Annotated in this window: 20 protein-coding genes; 10 read left to right on the forward strand and 10 right to left on the reverse strand. The window is 46.1% G+C overall.

What is annotated here, in order from left to right:
* Positions 1-5: 5 nt before the first annotated feature.
* Complete coding sequence (locus tag LQZ07_RS00160; protein ID WP_152784017.1) at positions 6-1,349, reverse strand: aspartate aminotransferase family protein; 1,344 nt, start codon at positions 1,347-1,349, stop codon at positions 6-8.
* 103 nt (positions 1,350-1,452) lie between these two features.
* Here LQZ07_RS00160 and LQZ07_RS00165 point away from each other — a divergent pair, with 103 nt between their 5' ends.
* Complete coding sequence (locus tag LQZ07_RS00165; protein WP_152784015.1) at positions 1,453-2,370, forward strand: LysR family transcriptional regulator; 918 nt, start codon at positions 1,453-1,455, stop codon at positions 2,368-2,370.
* Here LQZ07_RS00165 and LQZ07_RS00170 read toward each other — a convergent pair.
* Complete coding sequence (locus tag LQZ07_RS00170; protein WP_152784013.1) at positions 2,362-3,015, reverse strand: alpha/beta hydrolase; 654 nt, start codon at positions 3,013-3,015, stop codon at positions 2,362-2,364. The genes LQZ07_RS00165 and LQZ07_RS00170 overlap by 9 nt on opposite strands.
* Positions 3,016-3,107: 92 nt before the next feature.
* Between LQZ07_RS00170 and LQZ07_RS00175 the strand changes: the two genes are divergently transcribed.
* Entirely contained in the window at positions 3,108-3,509 is a 402-nt protein-coding gene (locus LQZ07_RS00175; protein ID WP_152784011.1) for an SMI1/KNR4 family protein, read from the forward strand.
* A gap of 6 nt (positions 3,510-3,515) precedes the next feature.
* Positions 3,516-3,830 carry an MGMT family protein gene (locus LQZ07_RS00180; protein WP_016403852.1) on the forward strand — a complete coding sequence of 105 codons (315 nt, stop codon included), beginning with the start codon at positions 3,516-3,518 and terminating at the stop codon, positions 3,828-3,830.
* Positions 3,831-3,851: 21 nt separating this feature from the next.
* Here LQZ07_RS00180 and LQZ07_RS00185 read toward each other — a convergent pair whose 3' ends face one another.
* Positions 3,852-4,172 (reverse strand): ribbon-helix-helix domain-containing protein, encoded by a 321-nt coding sequence (locus LQZ07_RS00185; protein ID WP_152784009.1) that lies wholly within the window; start codon positions 4,170-4,172, stop codon positions 3,852-3,854.
* Positions 4,132-4,788 carry an AAA family ATPase gene (locus LQZ07_RS00190; RefSeq protein WP_152784007.1) on the reverse strand — a complete coding sequence of 219 codons (657 nt, stop codon included), beginning with the start codon at positions 4,786-4,788 and terminating at the stop codon, positions 4,132-4,134. Before LQZ07_RS00190 ends, LQZ07_RS00185 begins: the two co-directional genes overlap by 41 nt.
* Before the next feature lie 328 nt (positions 4,789-5,116).
* Between LQZ07_RS00190 and LQZ07_RS00195 the strand changes: the two genes are divergently transcribed.
* Together LQZ07_RS00195 and LQZ07_RS00200 are read left to right on the forward strand one after the other, a co-directional pair.
* Positions 5,117-5,986 carry a Tim44 domain-containing protein gene (locus tag LQZ07_RS00195; RefSeq protein ID WP_152784006.1) on the forward strand — a complete coding sequence of 290 codons (870 nt, stop codon included), beginning with the start codon at positions 5,117-5,119 and terminating at the stop codon, positions 5,984-5,986.
* On the forward strand, positions 5,986-6,318 hold the full coding sequence (locus tag LQZ07_RS00200; RefSeq protein ID WP_152784004.1) for a GIY-YIG nuclease family protein: 333 nt from the start codon (positions 5,986-5,988) through the stop codon (positions 6,316-6,318). Before LQZ07_RS00195 ends, LQZ07_RS00200 begins: the two co-directional genes overlap by 1 nt.
* Positions 6,319-6,354: 36 nt before the next feature.
* Here LQZ07_RS00200 and LQZ07_RS00205 read toward each other — a convergent pair whose 3' ends face one another.
* Both LQZ07_RS00205 and LQZ07_RS00210 read right to left on the reverse strand, forming a co-directional pair.
* A complete protein-coding gene (locus LQZ07_RS00205; RefSeq protein ID WP_152784002.1) occupies positions 6,355-7,125 on the reverse strand; it encodes an ABC transporter substrate-binding protein in 771 nt (256 codons plus the stop codon).
* Between the two features lie 214 nt (positions 7,126-7,339).
* Positions 7,340-8,245, reverse strand: coding sequence for a DMT family transporter (locus LQZ07_RS00210; protein ID WP_152784000.1), 906 nt, complete (start codon positions 8,243-8,245; stop codon positions 7,340-7,342).
* A 112-nt stretch (positions 8,246-8,357) separates the two neighbouring features.
* On the opposite strand from LQZ07_RS00210, the gene LQZ07_RS00215 reads away from it, so the two are divergent.
* Positions 8,358-9,266 carry a LysR substrate-binding domain-containing protein gene (locus LQZ07_RS00215; protein ID WP_016403844.1) on the forward strand — a complete coding sequence of 303 codons (909 nt, stop codon included), beginning with the start codon at positions 8,358-8,360 and terminating at the stop codon, positions 9,264-9,266.
* Here the strand turns inward: LQZ07_RS00215 and LQZ07_RS00220 are convergent.
* Positions 9,247-9,882, reverse strand: coding sequence for a TetR/AcrR family transcriptional regulator (locus LQZ07_RS00220; protein WP_152783998.1), 636 nt, complete (start codon positions 9,880-9,882; stop codon positions 9,247-9,249). The genes LQZ07_RS00215 and LQZ07_RS00220 overlap by 20 nt on opposite strands.
* 278 nt (positions 9,883-10,160) lie before the next feature.
* Here LQZ07_RS00220 and LQZ07_RS00225 point away from each other — a divergent pair, with 278 nt between their 5' ends.
* The 4 genes from LQZ07_RS00225 (at position 10,161) to LQZ07_RS00240 (ending at position 13,152) form a co-directional block, all read left to right on the forward strand.
* Positions 10,161-10,691, forward strand: coding sequence for a hypothetical protein (locus LQZ07_RS00225; RefSeq protein WP_152783996.1), 531 nt, complete (start codon positions 10,161-10,163; stop codon positions 10,689-10,691).
* The gene (locus LQZ07_RS00230; protein ID WP_152783994.1) at positions 10,684-12,267 is read left to right on the forward strand and encodes a GMC family oxidoreductase; all 1,584 of its coding nucleotides are present in this window, start codon (positions 10,684-10,686) and stop codon (positions 12,265-12,267) included. The genes LQZ07_RS00225 and LQZ07_RS00230 overlap by 8 nt, the downstream gene beginning before the upstream one ends.
* 78 nt (positions 12,268-12,345) lie before the next feature.
* Positions 12,346-12,765 (forward strand): secondary thiamine-phosphate synthase enzyme YjbQ, encoded by a 420-nt coding sequence (locus LQZ07_RS00235; protein WP_016403840.1) that lies wholly within the window; start codon positions 12,346-12,348, stop codon positions 12,763-12,765.
* Between the two features lie 75 nt (positions 12,766-12,840).
* The gene (locus tag LQZ07_RS00240) at positions 12,841-13,152 is read left to right on the forward strand and encodes a DUF3301 domain-containing protein (protein WP_152783992.1); all 312 of its coding nucleotides are present in this window, start codon (positions 12,841-12,843) and stop codon (positions 13,150-13,152) included.
* Positions 13,153-13,163: 11 nt separating this feature from the next.
* Here the strand turns inward: LQZ07_RS00240 and LQZ07_RS00245 are convergent, their stop codons facing one another.
* The 3 genes from LQZ07_RS00245 to LQZ07_RS00255 all read right to left on the reverse strand — a co-directional run bounded on the left by LQZ07_RS00245 (position 13,164) and on the right by LQZ07_RS00255 (position 16,427).
* Positions 13,164-14,522, reverse strand: a complete 1,359-nt coding sequence (locus LQZ07_RS00245; RefSeq protein WP_016403838.1) for an MATE family efflux transporter — start codon at positions 14,520-14,522, stop codon at positions 13,164-13,166.
* Positions 14,523-14,630: 108 nt separating this feature from the next.
* Positions 14,631-15,344 carry a sulfite exporter TauE/SafE family protein gene (locus tag LQZ07_RS00250; protein ID WP_249483442.1) on the reverse strand — a complete coding sequence of 238 codons (714 nt, stop codon included), beginning with the start codon at positions 15,342-15,344 and terminating at the stop codon, positions 14,631-14,633.
* A 63-nt stretch (positions 15,345-15,407) separates the two neighbouring features.
* A complete protein-coding gene (locus tag LQZ07_RS00255; protein ID WP_152783990.1) occupies positions 15,408-16,427 on the reverse strand; it encodes a Gfo/Idh/MocA family oxidoreductase in 1,020 nt (339 codons plus the stop codon).
* Between the last annotated feature and the right edge of the window lie 15 nt (positions 16,428-16,442).

A 16,442-nucleotide genomic window follows, 5' to 3' on the forward strand; every position in this document is an offset into this window, starting at 1 on the left:
TAGGCTTAGGCCTGGCCTGATAGTTGGTTGATGGAGTCGCCTAAGGCATTAAATAGGCTGTCGATTTCTGCTGCGCTTACGTTAAACGGAGGCGCTATTTGTATGGTGTCGGCGCCATAGCGCACGTAGTATCCTTTTTGCCACATTTGTTGGGCCACTAAAAATGGATTAAGTGCTGGCTCACCGGGTGCATGAACAAGGCTTAAGCCTGCGGCTAAGCCCATGTTTCTTACATCGCTTACTAAATCCAACTGTCCTAGCTGATGCGCGGCATGTTCAAGAACTGGGCTCATTTCCCTTACTTGCTCGAACATCTGTTCTTTTTCCAATAAGTCCAAAGAGGCAAGTGCTGCGGCACAAGCAATAGGGTGAGCTGAGTAGGTATAGCCGTGGGGCAGCTCTAACATGTAGTTTGGACCACCTTCGTCCATAAAGGTGTCGTAAATTTCTTGCTTGCAGGCCACTGCTCCCATAGGAATAACCCCATTGGTGAGCTGCTTGGCCATGTTAATGATGTCTGGTGTAACGCCGCAGGCCTCTGCTCCGGTTTTGTAACCTAAGCGGCCAAAAGCACAAATCACTTCATCGAAAATCAATAAGATTTGGTGTTGGTCGCAGATCTCACGTAAACGCTTTAAGTAGCCAACCGGTGGTGGAATTACCCCAGCACTGCCGGCCATAGGTTCAACAATCACTGCCGCTATATTGGAAGCATCATGCATGGCGATTAAGTCGATTAAGTCATTGGCGAGTTCAGCGCCTTGGCTAGGTTGGCCTTTAGTAAAGGCATTTTCTGGCAATACCGTATGGCGCATGTGAGCGCTATCTACACCAGCACCAAATATGGCGCGATTTGGGCCTATGCCGCCCACTGATATGCCACCAAAGTTTACCCCGTGGTAGCCTTTGCCGCGGCCAATCAATTTGGTTTTACTGGCAAGGCCTTTTTTACGCCAATAAGCGCGAGCGATTTTTAGTGAGGTATCGGCAGACTCAGAGCCTGAGCCAGTGAAAAATACTCGATTTAAGCCCTCCGGCATAAACTCGGTAATTCGCTCTGCCAGCTGAAATGATTTTGGGTGACCAAACTGAAAAGCCGGTGAGTAATCAAGCTGGCTGGCCTGTTGGGCAATGGCATCTACTATTTCTTGGCGGCCATGTCCCAAGCCGCAAGTCCACAGGCCTGACAAACCATCAAATATTTTTCGGCCGTCGGCGTCGAAGTAATATTTGCCCTTAGCTTGGCAAATCATGCGTGGATCTTGTTTGAACTGGCGATTACCTGAATAAGCCATCCAGTGGCTATCAAGTTGATTTTGAGTAATTCCCATATCTTGCAATGTGGCCATTTGCTTCTCCTAGCAAAGCTTTACGCTAGGTTTAGCCTAATGCTGGTTTTAAGTTACATAAATATGTATCTTTGAATCTAAAGTTTCATAAGAGTGAAACATAATGCAGACAATTTTGGGTCAACTTAGTGATATTGATTTACGCCTGCTAAAAGTTTTTAGGGTAGTGGTGGAGTGTGGAGGTATTTCGGCAGCCGAAGTCGAACTCAATATTGGTCGCTCAACCATTAGCCGACATGTTAAGGATTTGGAGATCCGCCTTGGGGTTACCTTATGCCAGCGGGGCAGAGCGGGTTTTGTATTAAGTGCCGAAGGACAACATATCTATCAATCTAGCTTACGTTTGATGGGCGCCTTAGATGAGTTTCGCGCAGACGTCCAAGGCTTACATAAAGAAATGACCGGTAACCTAGCCATTGCCTTGTTCGATAAAACCGTCACCAACCAAGAAGCTAAAATCTCCCAAGCATTACAGCTATTCGACCAACGAGCACCCAAGGTTAGTTTAGATTTATACGTAGAAACCTTATCGGTGATCGAAAGTGGAGTGATAGAAGGGCGTTATCATGTTGGTGTGGTGCCGGGGCCGCGTCAATCTGCCAGTTTGGCCTATCAGTGGTTATTTGATGAAAAAATGTCTCTGTATTGTGGCTATCATCACCCCTTGTTTAAACGCAGTGATATTACGATTAGCGAGCAAGAGATTGTTAGCCAAAAATATGCAGGCCTTGGCCACAACTCACCTAATATGGATACTTCTCAGCAAAAAGGCTTTAAGCGACACGCCACCGCTTATGACCAAGAAGCAGTCGCAACTTTATTGTTGTCGGGCAGCTATTTGGCTTATTTACCCGACCATTATGCACGTAGTTTTGTAGAGCAAGGCCTGATTAGAGCCATTGGTGGCGAGGTGTTTAGCTATGACTGTCCGTTTTTAGCGGTAAATCGTATATCACCCAAACCCTCACGGATATTGGCTTGTTTCCTAGAATGCTTAAAGCAAGCCCATCATTTAGTTTAAACGGGCGCCTATCCAGGCTTTAATCGCCTTTATTTGGCTCGGTGATACACTGTGCGCCATATCAAATAGGCTAAATTCCGCTTGGTAGCCTAAAGCTGATAGTTGCTGATAGGCTTGCTCACCTAAGCTTGGGGCAACCACATCATCTTGTCGGCCATGCTGGATGAGGATCGGCGTATTAGCTTGGAAGTGCTGTTTAGGCAGGCTTTCATTGACTAAGTAAGTAGACATACACAACACACCACCTAAGGCATGCTTTAGGTTTAATGCACAGTGATACGCCACCGCACCGCCTTGAGAGAAACCGGCCAAAATAATGTTTTTACTGGGGATGCCTTGAGCAAGTTGTTGCTCAATTAGCTGGCTAATTTCTTGGCTTACTTGTTTTAAGTGCTGTTGATTAATTTTACGCTGCGGTGAAAATGCCAGTATGTCGTACCAAGCGGGCATAAAGTAGCCAGCGTTTACGGTAACGGCGCGCTCGGGCGCTGCTGGAAAGATAAAGCGCACTGCTGCTTCATCGGGCAGCTTTAGTTGCTTAGCTAAAGGGACAAAATCTTCTGGTCCTGCGCCTAAGCCATGTAGCCAAATAATACAATGGCGAGCAGCTTGCTCGGGTTCTACAGTTATAGCGTGAAGTGGCATGGATATTCCTTTGCTGATTGAGAGTCTTCTAGGTAAGCTGTGCACCAGTTTTAGCAACAGGCATTGTATGCCAATGCCGCGGAGAGACAAGCATGCAAGAATTAATCGATGAAATTAGAGCTGCCGATCAGTCTGGCGCCTATCCTAGTGAGCCACCAACAGAAGCGCAATTAGTTGAAGTTGAAGAACTTATCTTAATTCCCATGCCTAGTGATCTGCGTGCTTTCCAACTTACCGTTAGTAATGTTATCTGTGGTAGCTTAGAGCCTGTAACCATTAGTGACCCTTACTTACATACTTATTTGCCAGAGGTAGCGGCTACCGCATGGAGCTTAGGTTTACCGCGTGAGTTTATTCCTATTTGCCAAAATGGTGACAACTTCTACTTCATTAGCCAAGAAGGTGAAATTGGCTACTGGCAAGGCCAAGAAGATCTAGTACCAGAGTGGGATACCATCTGGGATTGGGCTAGCGAAGTATGGATGCAAAGCTAAACAAGCATGGATCAACAAGACTACCTCGCTAAGTTTTGGTTGGTGATTGGCCATATTCCAGAAGGGAAGGTGGCCACTTATGGCGGGGTTGCCGAAATGGCTGGTTATCCTCGAATGGCGCGTGCAGTAGGGCGCTGCTTAAAAACCTTACCCGAAGACTCCAATTTACCATGGCATAGAGTGATTAATGCTAAAGGCATGATCTCCTTCCCAGAAGGCTCCCCGCAATATCAATGTCAGCGTCAGCGTCTTGAGGATGAAGGGATTATCTTTCGCAATAATAAAGTGCCTCTCACCCAGCACCTTTGGCTGGGTGATTAAGTTACTTTAGGTAGCTTAAGGCTATTTGGGCTTTAATATAGCCTGTTGTTTGGGTTCTTCTAAACCTGCTAAGTGATGAGTTAAAGCTCGCACCAAGTAAGACTTAGACAAACCGGTTTTTTGCTTTATTTGATCTAACTCGGCAATTACCGCTTGGTTTAAGCTAAACGTGGCATTTTTTGCTGGCTGCTTAGATGCATTTCGCCTGGCTTGTATTGGCAAGTGCACCACATTTTCGCAGCCACGAGCATACAGCTCGGCTTGCGCAATAAAGCTATCTACATCGCAAAACTGTTTCGGTTTAGAAGCCCGAGGCTTTTTCTTGAGATCGTGCAATGCCATGATCTGCCGCTCCTTGCTCACATACTATAAATTCTTCAGCAATATTGCGGATTTCTTGGGCTGCTTTTCCTTCCGGCTCAAGCTCCAACACCGTGTAGCCACGCTCTTCGCTATCATCATAGATATTGCGATTAAAGGTGATGGCGTCTAGCACATTTAAACCATAGGTTCTGCATACCTCTTTGGCCTCTTCAATACGCTTGTATTGGCTTGGCAACGATGGACATTGGGTGAGTACAACTGCTTCTTTTAAATGGGGCAGGGTTTTTATATCACGCCGCTTAGGGCGTAGTGGAACGATGGCGTGGGTGGCAACTGCCATACTCGAGCGTAGGGCTTTGCTATCTTGCCCTCCGCAATCTACTACCACAAAGTCGAAGCGATTTTGTAGGCTAAGTAAGTCGTTGCGAATGTTGCCGTACAGTTGCACGCAGTTAATAGTTGGAAGGTCTTCTTGCTCGTTACGTGCTTGCACCCAATCGGAGCTAGTACGTTGTGGATCGCAATCAACCAAGAGAATTTCGGTATTAAAGCGTTGTTTCAAATACACCGCCAAGTTTTGGGCCAGACAGCTTTTTCCACTGCCCCCCTTTTCACCGCCAACGAGAAGTATCATGGCTAAGTCCTTTTTGTTTTGGTCTTTTGTAAGTGTCTATGTCGGCGGAATTATTGTTTTTTAGCCGACTCCCCCCAGCTTAGGCGAAAAAATAATCAAAGCAATAACCCTAATTGTTTTGAGTGTTTTTAAAAGCATTTAAGTCATTGAATTTAATATATATTATTGGGTTTTGAACAAGCTTAATCTAGCTGTAACAAAAGTTTTACATCAATACTAAAGTCGTAGTGCTTCAGCTTGCTTAGTCCTTGAGATAGTTTTCACTTGAACCTCGCTGCAAGCTAGTTACACTGCTTATCGCTGAATTACTCCTTAGAAGGCGGAGCGCATGTTAAAAAAATTGATGAGTGTTATGGCGTTGGTGATGGCGGTATTGATTATTACCCCCGACGCAGAGGCCAAACGCTTTGGTGGTGGTAAGTCTTGGGGCAAAAGCCAACCCACCTTTAAAAAACAACCAAGCCAAACTAATCAACAGGCCAATCAGCAGCAGAACCAAAACAATGGTACTGCCGCAAATACTGGCCGTCGCTCAGGGATGATGGGTGGATTGCTAGGCGGCTTATTAGCCGGCGGTTTGTTTGCTGCTTTGCTTGGCGGTGGGGCCTTTGAAGGCCTGCAGATGATGGACATTTTGTTGTTTGCTTTAATTGCCTTTGTGGCGGTGCGTTTCTTACGTGGCCTCAACCAACAAAAGGCAGCGGCAATGAATCACCAACCCGCGCAGGCTTACCAAGGCCCTCAGGCAGAGCAACAGTGGCAACAAGGTGGTTTTGCTAGTGCTAGTCAACTTGCTAGCGGAGGCGAAGATGACGTGCCGTTTAATCCGCCAGCAGGTTTTGACGCGAATGCATTTTTAGAAGGCGCTCGTGGTCACTTTGATACCCTGCAGCGCGCTTGGAACGACAACAAGCTAGAGGTGATGCAAGAATACTTGAGCATTGAACTATACAACGCCCTAGCTGAAGAGCGTCGCTCATACGGTTCTGAAGAAATTAATAGTAGTGTTGTGTTTATTGACGCCGAATTGGTTCGTGCTGATCACTCAATGTTAAATGCCGAAGTAAGCGTTAAGTTCACCGGTAAAACACGTGATGAGGTTAGCGGCCAAGAAAGCGATGTTGCCGAAGTGTGGCACTTAGAGCGCAAACTCGATCAAGCTAATTCACCGTGGTTGATTGTAGGCATAGAAGCGTAATGTCTGGTGATGACTCACTAGTAGTTAAACAAGCTGCTAGTGAGTGGTTTTTATATATTATTAGAACCAAACAACAGCATTTGTATACCGGCGTGACTACCGATGTAGCGCGCCGATTTACTGAGCACCAACAAGGTGGTGTAAAAGGTGCCAAAGCCCTACGAGGAAAAGGTCCGCTACAGTTGGTGTATCAACAATGTTTGGCCTCTAAGCAGCAGGCCATGCGCTTAGAGTATGCCATTAAACAATTACCAAAAGCCGCTAAGGAACGCTTGGTGCAGGGAGAAATAGATTGGCAAAGCGTGTTGCCTGAGTCAAACTCCAAAGCTTAAGTTACTATGAGTTAACTTAAGCTCTACACATCAATGTTATTGCCAGTCGCTAAGTCCATAGCGTTGTAAAATCTTGGCTAACTCTCCACTGTTTCTTAAACCTTGTATACCTTCGCTTAAGCGATGAGCTAAAGCCGGGCTTTGTGGATTAGCCGGAGAAAAGGCAATGTATACTGGCTCGGTACTAAAGCTTGTGGCGAAGCGAATGTCGTTATTATCTCTCCGTTGGTGGGTGTAATAATTCACTACACTTTTATCTTCGACGTAGCCATCAATTTTCCGTTCCATCAGCAGCTTATGCATACGCTCCAGCGCCTGTTCACTGCGAACAACCACCAAATTACGTCGATGTTGATGAGCACTAATGTAGGCATCAAGTTCATCGTTGTAGTCATAATCAGCAATCACCGCTATCGTCAGGTCTTCCAGTGAAGGAACGCCTTGATACTGCCAATTGCTATCGCTACGCATTACTAGCACTTGCTGCGCTTTACCAATGGCCAGCTTAGGGTAAATAAAACCTTCGGCTTCGCCGGCGAGCGCCCCTACCACAGCTTGATAAACACCTTTTTGAGTATGACGCAGCGCGCGTGACCAGGGCATTTCAACCAGGCTTACTTGATAATCGGGCGCAAAAACCTGCTGTGCAATCTCGATGATGTAACCTGGTGAGCGACTGCTTGCTTGGCAGTTAAAAGGGCACCAGCGATCAGCGGCCAAACGCAGAGGCTCCGCTTGGCTAGCTGCGCTCGGCAAGCTAAGTACCAGCAACAGTAAGGTGGTTAAGGTGTTTTTGTAGGCTAACAAGGCGAGCTTAAATCAAGGGTGACGATAGTAAGCATTGCATAATCTCAATACAGCTAGTTAATGCAGTGCATTATGCTGATTTATTGATGGATTGTACTGATTTACCCAAGGCGCCTTAGCGGTTAATTCTATAGTGCTGTTTAGCTAAGTTGACAGTAAAAGCTTTTCTTCGAGATTTAAAGCTGCTTAGGCCTATAAGCTTGCTGGCCTAAGCTTATAGGCCAGTGTCTGAAGCAGAACGCTTTACGCGCTTTTGGCTTAACTGTTTTTTCCATAGGGCGAGTTGCTTAGGTAAGGGGCTTTGCAATACCAAAGGTACCACAATTAGAGCCGCGCCGAGCCAGGTTAACCAGTCGGGCATTTCACTAAAAAATAACCAGCCAAAGATAGCTGCACCAATCAATCCGGTGTATTCGGCGCTAGCAATGCTGTTGGCATTAGCCGACTTATAGGCAATGACGGAACCGGCGTGCAAAAACAAAATGAATAAGCTACTACCGCCGGCAAGGTAAAGCAGTGACCAATTAAAGCCGTGCAAGTGTGGCCAAGCCAGAGTTAGCGTGGCTGGGACAACCATTAGGTTGGTCCAAAATAAGCTGGTGACTACCGATTCTTGTTTAGGAATGTACTTTACCGTTAGGTTGCTTAAGGCAAGTGTAAGCGCCGTGCCTAAAGCTGCGATGGCTCCCCAGTTAAATTCGGTGGGGCGAATAATTACCAGTACGCCGATAAAGCCAATGAATGCGGCAGCCACTTGAGTTCGGTTTACTGGGCTTTTGTGTAACCACATGCCTAGTGGCAACATCATAATGGGTGCGGCGTAAAATAGCGCATTGGCGGTGGCTAGCGGCAGCGCTATTAAGGCTACCACCATGCAGCCAGAGCCTGCTAACCATAAATGCCCACGAACTACATGCACTAAGGGTTTTGCTGGCAGTTTTTGTTTGGTGAGCAAAAATAAAGGCAATAGCAATAATAGCGTACTGAGTTGGCGATATAGCAGTATTTCAAATACTGAGGCTTGCTCTCCGGCTACTTTCATCAGTGCGTCAGACAGCACTGCGATCTGATTAGCTACCACTAAAATGAGGATGGCAATAAAGGTTGAGTTGTTACGCATAGCTGCCTCCCGTTAATTAATGGCTAATAGGTGAAGCAGCAGTGTAGAAGCTTGTTAAACATTAAAAAAATGATAATAATTAAAAAAACATGAATAAATTTAATGTATTTGCATGCGAACTCTACCTCCCCTTAATGCCTTAATTGCCTTTGAGGCTGTCGCGCGAAATCAAAGTGTCGCCAAAGCAGGCGAAGAATTAGGCATTAGCCAGAGCGCGGTAAGCCACCGTTTGCGTTTGCTTGAAGAGTATTTAGCCGAGCCTTTGCTGATTAAAGTTGGCCGCCAACTACAACTTAGTGAGGCTGGGCGCAGCTACTTTAGCGAAGTGGAGCGTATTTTAAATGAACTAAGCCACATTACTCGGCAAGTAAAAGGTGAAGGGGTTGCGCAACTTAGGCTTACTGCTTACAGCTCATTTGCCTTAAAACGTTTGATACCCTTGCTTCCAAGCTTTAGGGCGCGTAACCCAGAAATTGATTTACGCTTGCAAATGATTACCGAGGAGCCGGTCTTGTCTAGCGCTACTGGTGACTTGTTCATTTGTTTTGCTGATTCAGCTCCTGGTTATGTGAGCCACTTATTGCACAAAGAACGTTTGGTGGCGGTATGTTCGCCGAGCTTTTATCAAGAAATCGACCAAAATAACTGGCGGCAAGAACTCCCACAATTTCCCTTGTTGTCTTGTGACTTAGATGAAGATGCTCAGCAACCAGGCGGGGATTGGGCGGTGTGGTCTAAGGGTTTGGGGATATCGCTGCCAAGCAATCAAGGCTTCCATAGTTTTAGCCACCAAGTACTCGCCTTAGAAGCCGCAGCAACTGGTCAAGGCATTGCGCTAGTGAGCGATTTTATGGTGGAAAAAGACATTCGCGAGGGTAGCTTAGTCGATCTACCGGTGTCTTCGGTATATACCGGTTACGACTTCTACCTTTGTTATAAACAAGCTCGCAGCCGGGACCAAGGCTTACGCGCAGTGGCCGATTGGCTGATAGAAACGGCGGCTAGTCCGCTAGAAGTTTAACTAACAGTAAACTTAAGCTGTCGACAAAGTCTAAACGTAAAATTTCAAACTCATCGTTTTGCATCACTTGCTGCATGGTCGACGAAGGGTGGCTGGTATGCCAACAACCAATTACGGCTTGATAAAGAAACATCACTTTAGTGAGAGCTTGTTGTTGGCTTAGCTGAGGCGACCAATGTAAAAACAACTTGGCTAGTTGTTCGGCCATGGTTTTGAGCTCTCGTTTAAAGCTGATGGCTTGTTCGATGTTCTCTTGTTTTTCTAATACCGTATGCAAAATGGCCGAGAGGTAACAAAAGGTAGGTTGAGCTGCAATGGTCTCGGCTAATACTCTAGGTTTTAGATTTTGCTGAGATAAACGCTCCAGCCCTAGTAATAGCTGCTTAGCCTCTTCTAAATAAAGTGCCATAAACAAGCTTTCTTTGTTGGCAAAGTAACGATACAAAGCCGGCTTTGATAGCTCTAGTTGTTCGGCAAGTTGGCTAAGTACTACCTGTTCGTAGCCATGTTCGCCTAAGGCTAATTTAGCAGTGCTGAGTATCTGTTGGCGGCGTAATTGCTTTTGTTCAGGGCTGATGGCGCGTTTTTTAATAGCTGTATTCACAATGGTATTCATTAAGCTCTTGATAGGTAAACCTTAGTCACTAATTGCGCTAAAAGCTATTTAGCAATTGCTTAGCTCTTGGCAAATCTCTTATGGGAGAGAGCAGGTTTACTGTAGCGTTCTATTATTAAGTGATAATACCGCCAAGCTTGGCGGTAAAGAAACCTAAGTTTTGCGAGCTTTGATCCAAACTTTAAATAAGTTACTCATGGAAACTTGTGTTTAGGGGTGGTGAGGTCTATATAAGTTACCAATGGTATCTTAATTTAAGTCTTAGGGCAGGGAGCCAAGTGAAACTCAGTCGCCGTTCATTGTTAAAATACAGTATTGCTACTGCTGCGCTAGCTAGCGGAGGAGCATGGCTGGTAAGCCCTGCTTCCATAGATTTTAAACCTATGCCAAGGCTTACTTTAAAGCCGCAATACCAACAGGTGTTTTGGTACTTAATTCCTGCTTTCTTAGAAGGTGCTGTGGCTAGTGATGATGTGGCGCGAAAGCAACATGTGCTGGCCAATATCGATCAAGCGTTCAGCATTCTAGAGCCCCACACTCAAGCTGAGTTAAATCAACTACTAGAGATATTAGCCTCTCGTGGAGGTTGGTTATTGCTAAGCGCTGGTGCAGCCCAGCTTAGTGAGTTATCGATAGCGCAGCGCTTATTGTTGTTACAGCAATGGCAGCAGCACTATCTACAGCTATTACGACAAGCCTATCAAGGCTTACATGAACTGATTACTGCCGCTTGGTACGGTGATCCAACAGCATGGCCAGAATTAGCTTATCATCTGCCAGTGCAAGCTAGGGGCTTAGTGAATGATTAAAGATATTATTGCTGAGGGCCTAGCATCGGGCTGGCAACATATTGATGGGGCCAGCCAACAAGGTGAGCAAGAGCTAGATTGTGACGTACTAATTATTGGCAGTGGTGCCGGTGGCGGGATCAGTGCGCAAGTGCTTAGCCAGGCAGGGCTTAAAGTGATGATCGTGGATGAGGGGCCACTCAAAAGCAGTCAAGACTTTAAGATGCAAGAGCGCAGCGCTTACCCCGACTTATACCAAGAATCGGCTGCACGAAAAACCAAAGATAAAGCCATTAGCATTTTCCAAGGGCGTTGTGTGGGCGGTTCAACCACCGTAAATTGGACCACCTCTTTGCGTACTCCTGAACCCACCTTGCAGCATTGGCAACAGCGCTGGGGTTTTAAGCAGGTAAATTCGCAAAGCCTTGTGCCTTACTTTGTTAAGGCAGAACAAATGTTGGGCATTAGCCCTTGGCTGCAAACAAATCAAAACAATGCTTTATTGGCGAAAGGCTGCGAGGCTTTAGCGTGGTCTTATCAAGCGATACCTCGCAATGTAAAACAGTGTTGGGACTTAGGTTACTGTGGTATGGGTTGTCCAACCAACGCTAAGCAGTCGATGTTAGTGACAACAATTCCAGCTGCGCTCAGTGCTGGCGCAACCTTGTTAAGTCGGTTTCGAGTGCAAACTTTGCATTTTGATAAAGCTGCTATCACCGGTGCGCAATTGCAGGCTTTAAATACTTCGCAGCGCTTGCATGGCGCGAGTATTAAGATTAAAGCGCGCCAGGTCGTGTTGTCGGCAGGTGCTATTGGTAGTCCTGCTGTACTGTTACGCTCCAAGGTTCCAGATCCTTATCAGCTGGTGGGTAAACGAACCTTTTTGCACCCAAGTGTGATGAGTGGGGCGGTGTTTGAGCAAGCGGTAAACAGTCATCAAGGCGCGCCGCAATCGGTGTATTCCGATCACTTTGTATGGCGAGAAGGCAGCGAAGGAGAGTGTGGTTATAAACTGGAAGTACCTCCGGTACATCCTATTCTGTTGGCCACTAAAATTAGCGGCTTTGGTCAGTTTCATAGTGACATGGTGCAGCAGATTAACCATCTGCAAGTTACCATTGCCCTTCTGCGCGACGGCTTTAATGAGCAAAGTGTAGGCGGGCAAGTACAGCTTCGTGATGATGGCAGCCCTGTGCTGGATTACCCGATTAGTGACTTTGTTTGGCGAGGTGCGCGCCGTGCCTTACTCAGTATGGCTGAGTTGCAGTTTGCTGCTGGTGCTAAGCAGGTCTTTCCGCTGCATGAACAAAGCAGGCTAGTGAATTCATGGCCGCAGGCAAAAGCTATGATTGAGCAATTGCCAATGCAGGCCTTGGCTACGCGTTTAGCCTCGGCACATGTGATGGGAGGTTGTGCCATGGGAGGCGATGAACAAACATCCTTAGTAGATGAAGACGGTAATTATCGCTGGCTGGATGGCTTAAGCGTGATTGATGGCTCGGTGTTTCCCACTAGTTTAGGTGCTAATCCGCAACTCAGTATTTATGCTATGGCTTTAAGAAATGCCGAATTGCTGGCAAAACGCCTACAAGCTTAGGCTTTGCTTAAGCAAAGCGTTTACAAACCAAGCTAGCCACTGCTAGTCTTAAACAAAGATTAAAAAAGGCCTAGCTTCATGTGGTTACAACGTTTGGTAAGGTTAAAGGCGCGACCGCGCGGCTTTCATCTAATTACCGAAGAATTGATTTTGCAGTTACCTGAACTGCAAGATTTTAAAGTGGGCTTGTGCCACCTTTTATTGCAGCACACCAGTGCTAGCTTAAGCTTGAATGAAAATGCAGATCCCAGTGTTCGAGCCGATTTAGACGCTCATCTAAATAAAATGGTGCCGGAAAATGCCCCCTATTTTGAGCACACCTACGAAGGTGCCGACGACATGCCTGCTCATATTAAAAGCAGCATGCTAGGGGCTGAGTTAACCCTGCCGATAAACCGAGGCGAGTTGGCATTGGGAATATGGCAGGGCATTTACCTTGGTGAGCATCGCAATCAAGGTGGTAATCGGCAAATTATCGCCACCATCTCTGGTGAATAGTCGTTGTATAGCTTTACTTGTTATTCACAATACTGTCCCAATATCTTAAGCAAAGTCTTTATCTAAGTTGGCGCCATGGATCTGTTAGCTATATTTCTGCTCACCTTTATTGTGATGTTCTTTTGGCGTCGCCGAAAAGACGCTGAGCGTGCTCAACACTTAATCAAACAAAAATGTAAGACGCTAGAGCTACAGCTACTTGAAGTAAATTTTAAGCAAGAAAAACCGCAGAAAATGGCAGGCTACTGGCGCTGGTGTCGTTACTACCAATTTGAATTTTCTTCCACTGGCGACAGCCGTTACCAAGGTCAATTGATTATGGCTGGCAGCCAATACAAATTTGAGTTGCCCGTTTACCGAGTGGGTGATGATTTGTATGAGGGGTAGGCTAAGCGCTGCTAATCGTACATCAGCGTTTCTGCCTTATTGCTATCGAACTCTTTCAAAGATTTACGTGCTAGCTGCCTAAAAGGTAGGGCTTTTACTATTTCTTCAAAGGGCTGAATAGCAAAGGCCCAAAAGATAGATACCTCAAAATAAAGAATCAGCAGTGCGCACAATGGAATAGAGATTAGCCATTGCCCTATAAAGTTGATTTTAAACACGCTGGTGGTTTTACCTAAGGCGCGTAAGGCATGTCCATGCACGGTATTGTAACCCCGCACTATCGGCAAAAAGATATACAAAGGTGCGATGAGACTAAGCGCTTGATAGGTTTCGGCATCTAAATCGGGGTAGATATTTGGCAGCATAAAACTAAGCCCGGCAAATAACAGCGCACAAATCACCGATATTGCTACAGAAACATCAATACTTTTGTTCACATTTGCGCTTAAGTCATCGAGCTTTCTTGAACCAATGGCTTGGCTAATACTAATCGCAGAAGAGTGTGCCCAAGCGGCAATAAACTGGGTGCCGGCTCTAAGCCAGGGCATCACCAAAGTAATGGCCACGTAAGCGTTAATGTTGAGCTGGGAGTACAGCAGCTGATAAACACTAATGCCAATTTGCAGGATGGTAACGTTCACCGCTACCGGGAAGATTTCCTTGCTATGAAGTCGAATGCTATTAAACAAGGCTGGCATCGACTGATTTAAACTTAGCTGTAGGCTTTGATCGGCTTTTAAACATAAACTTAAATAGCTCATGCGGATAACGATAGCTATTAAGCTACCCAAGGCTGCGCCCTCTACTCCCATGCCCGAAAACTCACCCCAGCCATGAATGAGTAAGTAAGATAGCAAGGCGTTGATTGGCATTTCGATGAGGTAGCCTTGCAGCGGAATTTTGCTTTTTCCTTGGCTGTTGAGCAGGGCGATCATCACTTGGGTAACGGCGGTAAATAGCACCAAGTATTTAGAAATGGCTAAGTAGCTAATAATTTGTTGCTGTAGCGCGATGTCATCGGCGAGCGCGCCAACAATGGCTTGGTCACCAAGGTGCAATACTAACCAAAAGATTATCGCTACAGTCACGTTGATCGCTAAACCAGACCAAAAACCTTTGGCAATGGCTTGCTTATTGCCCGAACCTATTGCTCGACTAAGTACTAATTGTGAGCCGTTGGCCAAGGCCATTTGAATGCCCATGATAAAGGCCACCAGGGTCGCCGCTATACCCATAGCAGCTAGAGGGATCTCGCCCAGAGGAGACACCAATAAGGTGTCTACCATCAACATTGATTGCATTAATAGGCCGTTTAAGGCGAGCGGCCAAGCTAAGGCGATATTCTTTTTAAGGTAGGATTGGCTCGGCACAACAGTCTCTAGTTATAGCAATCAATTTAGGATAATCAGTAGTATATGTGGTTTTGTATTACAAATTAAGTTGATAGATCAAATTCTGTTGAAATAAGCAGCGTTTTACTAAGACATTAAAAAATAACTTAGCATGGCACTACCACCAGAAATGGCACATAAACTTAAAGAAAATGTACGAATCCATTGCTGTGGAAAGCGTTTGCCGTAGCGTCGCCCCAGAAAAGCCCCTAACAGCGCAGCAGGAATTAAAGGCAGAGTCGCAGATAAATGCGTTAGCGACATAAATCCTACCGACGTTTGCACGATGAGCGACATAAAGCAGCTAGCAACAAAAAAAGCCGACAGATTTGCTCGTAAATAGCTGGCTTGCTGATGTTGTAATAGCAAGGCCATTGGTGGTCCGCCAATTGAGCTGCTCGTTCCCATAAAACCAGAAATGAATCCGGCTATTGCCATGCGCCTAGGTGTGGGAGCGATACGAATAGGAAACAAGCTAATGGCTACGGCGATAATTACCGACAAACCTAACCAAAAAGACAAACTTGCTAGGTCGGCCCACAGTAATAAAAGTCCGCCCGCAATAGAGCCAGGGATGCGGCCGATAATCGCCGCTTTTAAGCCGCCAAATGCAATGCTGTGTCGGTATTCAATGGCACTTAAGCTTGCCACTACCAGCGCAACCACAACCATGGGACCTGGCACATAAACAGGGGAGAGTTGGAACAATAACGGCGCAGCAATTACCGCTAGGCCAAAACCTATGGTGTATTGCACAAATGCACCGCTTAACACCAGTAAACAGGCTAACAGTGTAATCACTTTGCCACCTCACTCACCCAAGCCTTGGCTAAGCAAAGTGGGTCGTTGATAAAAGCTATTCGCCTAGTTAAGCGAACATATCGTTTGTTGCTGGTGGCTAAGAGTAGCTAGTTCGATTAAGGCAATTACTTCGCTGGCTTGCTGAGCACTTACAGCAAGCGGTTCATCCTTAGTCACTGCATTTACAAAGTTATCATAAAATGCCAAATAATTACCTTTAATTAATGACTTATGCAACAAGGCCTGGCCTGCTAAGTGAATTTCGCTGCGATTATTATCTTGGCCAAATATCGCTGCATTAGCCGACAAGCCCGCTGCAAGTTGTTGCTCCTGAGGATCCATGCCCCATTTAGCGTAGGAGCCTTTACTACCATGTAGCTGAAAGCGAGGGCCCGGCTCAACCATTAAGGAATTACAGCTAAGCTGTACTTTTTTGTCGGGATAAATCAGCTGTAGGTCAAAGCTGTCAGGTGTTACCGCCCCGTCACGCTGAGTATCCAGATGAGCCCATAGTTTGTCTGGTTTACCAAATAAGCTAAGTACTTGGTCGATAAGGTGAGCGCCCAAATCGTAGAGCACCCCGCCGCCTTGAGGGTCGAGCTCCTTCCAGCGTTGTTTCACTACTGGGCGATAGCGGTGAAAATGGGCGGAATAACTATGAATACGACCAAGATTTTGGCTAGCAAGCAGCTGAGAGATAGTTAAAAAGTCACTATCCCAGCGGCGATTATGAAACACGCTTAAACACTTACCGGTTTGGTCTGCAATTTGTTGCAGTTGCAGACATTGTTCGCTGGTTATGGCCAAGGGTTTTTCAACGATTACATGTTTGCCGACTAGCATGGCTTGTTCGGCTTGCTCTGCATGAAGCGAGTTGGGGCTGGCGATAACGACAATATCAATGTTGGGGTGATTGATCAGTGTATCGCTGTCCAAACATAATGCTTGAGGGTAAGCATCGGCAATCTCTTGCTTGCGAGAGCTTGCAATGGCAAATACGTTCAGCTGCTGATGGGCGCTAATCAATGGGCCGTGAAATACTCGACCAGATAAACCAAATCCAATAATACCAACGTTTAACATGCGTGCTCCTATAAT

This window comes from Agarivorans sp. B2Z047, assembly GCF_023373605.1.
In the GTDB taxonomy this organism is placed as follows: Bacteria; Pseudomonadota; Gammaproteobacteria; order Enterobacterales; family Celerinatantimonadaceae; genus Agarivorans; species Agarivorans albus.

What these genes read in the sequence shown, in the direction of transcription:
- LQZ07_RS00160 (WP_152784017.1), bottom strand. Translation starts at nt 1,349, where the DNA reads ATGGCCACATTGCAAGATATGGGAATTACTCAAAATCAACTTGATAGC.
- LQZ07_RS00165 (WP_152784015.1), top strand. Translation starts at nt 1,453, where the DNA reads ATGCAGACAATTTTGGGTCAACTTAGTGATATTGATTTACGCCTGCTA.
- LQZ07_RS00170 (WP_152784013.1), bottom strand. Translation starts at nt 3,015, where the DNA reads ATGCCACTTCACGCTATAACTGTAGAACCCGAGCAAGCTGCTCGCCAT.
- LQZ07_RS00175 (WP_152784011.1), top strand. Translation starts at nt 3,108, where the DNA reads ATGCAAGAATTAATCGATGAAATTAGAGCTGCCGATCAGTCTGGCGCC.
- LQZ07_RS00180 (WP_016403852.1), top strand. Translation starts at nt 3,516, where the DNA reads ATGGATCAACAAGACTACCTCGCTAAGTTTTGGTTGGTGATTGGCCAT.
- LQZ07_RS00185 (WP_152784009.1), bottom strand. Translation starts at nt 4,172, where the DNA reads ATGGCATTGCACGATCTCAAGAAAAAGCCTCGGGCTTCTAAACCGAAA.
- LQZ07_RS00190 (WP_152784007.1), bottom strand. Translation starts at nt 4,788, where the DNA reads ATGATACTTCTCGTTGGCGGTGAAAAGGGGGGCAGTGGAAAAAGCTGT.
- LQZ07_RS00195 (WP_152784006.1), top strand. Translation starts at nt 5,117, where the DNA reads ATGTTAAAAAAATTGATGAGTGTTATGGCGTTGGTGATGGCGGTATTG.
- LQZ07_RS00200 (WP_152784004.1), top strand. Translation starts at nt 5,986, where the DNA reads ATGTCTGGTGATGACTCACTAGTAGTTAAACAAGCTGCTAGTGAGTGG.
- LQZ07_RS00210 (WP_152784000.1), bottom strand. Translation starts at nt 8,245, where the DNA reads ATGCGTAACAACTCAACCTTTATTGCCATCCTCATTTTAGTGGTAGCT.
- LQZ07_RS00215 (WP_016403844.1), top strand. Translation starts at nt 8,358, where the DNA reads ATGCGAACTCTACCTCCCCTTAATGCCTTAATTGCCTTTGAGGCTGTC.
- LQZ07_RS00220 (WP_152783998.1), bottom strand. Translation starts at nt 9,882, where the DNA reads ATGAATACCATTGTGAATACAGCTATTAAAAAACGCGCCATCAGCCCT.
- LQZ07_RS00230 (WP_152783994.1), top strand. Translation starts at nt 10,684, where the DNA reads ATGATTAAAGATATTATTGCTGAGGGCCTAGCATCGGGCTGGCAACAT.
- LQZ07_RS00235 (WP_016403840.1), top strand. Translation starts at nt 12,346, where the DNA reads ATGTGGTTACAACGTTTGGTAAGGTTAAAGGCGCGACCGCGCGGCTTT.
- LQZ07_RS00240 (WP_152783992.1), top strand. Translation starts at nt 12,841, where the DNA reads ATGGATCTGTTAGCTATATTTCTGCTCACCTTTATTGTGATGTTCTTT.
- LQZ07_RS00255 (WP_152783990.1), bottom strand. Translation starts at nt 16,427, where the DNA reads ATGTTAAACGTTGGTATTATTGGATTTGGTTTATCTGGTCGAGTATTT.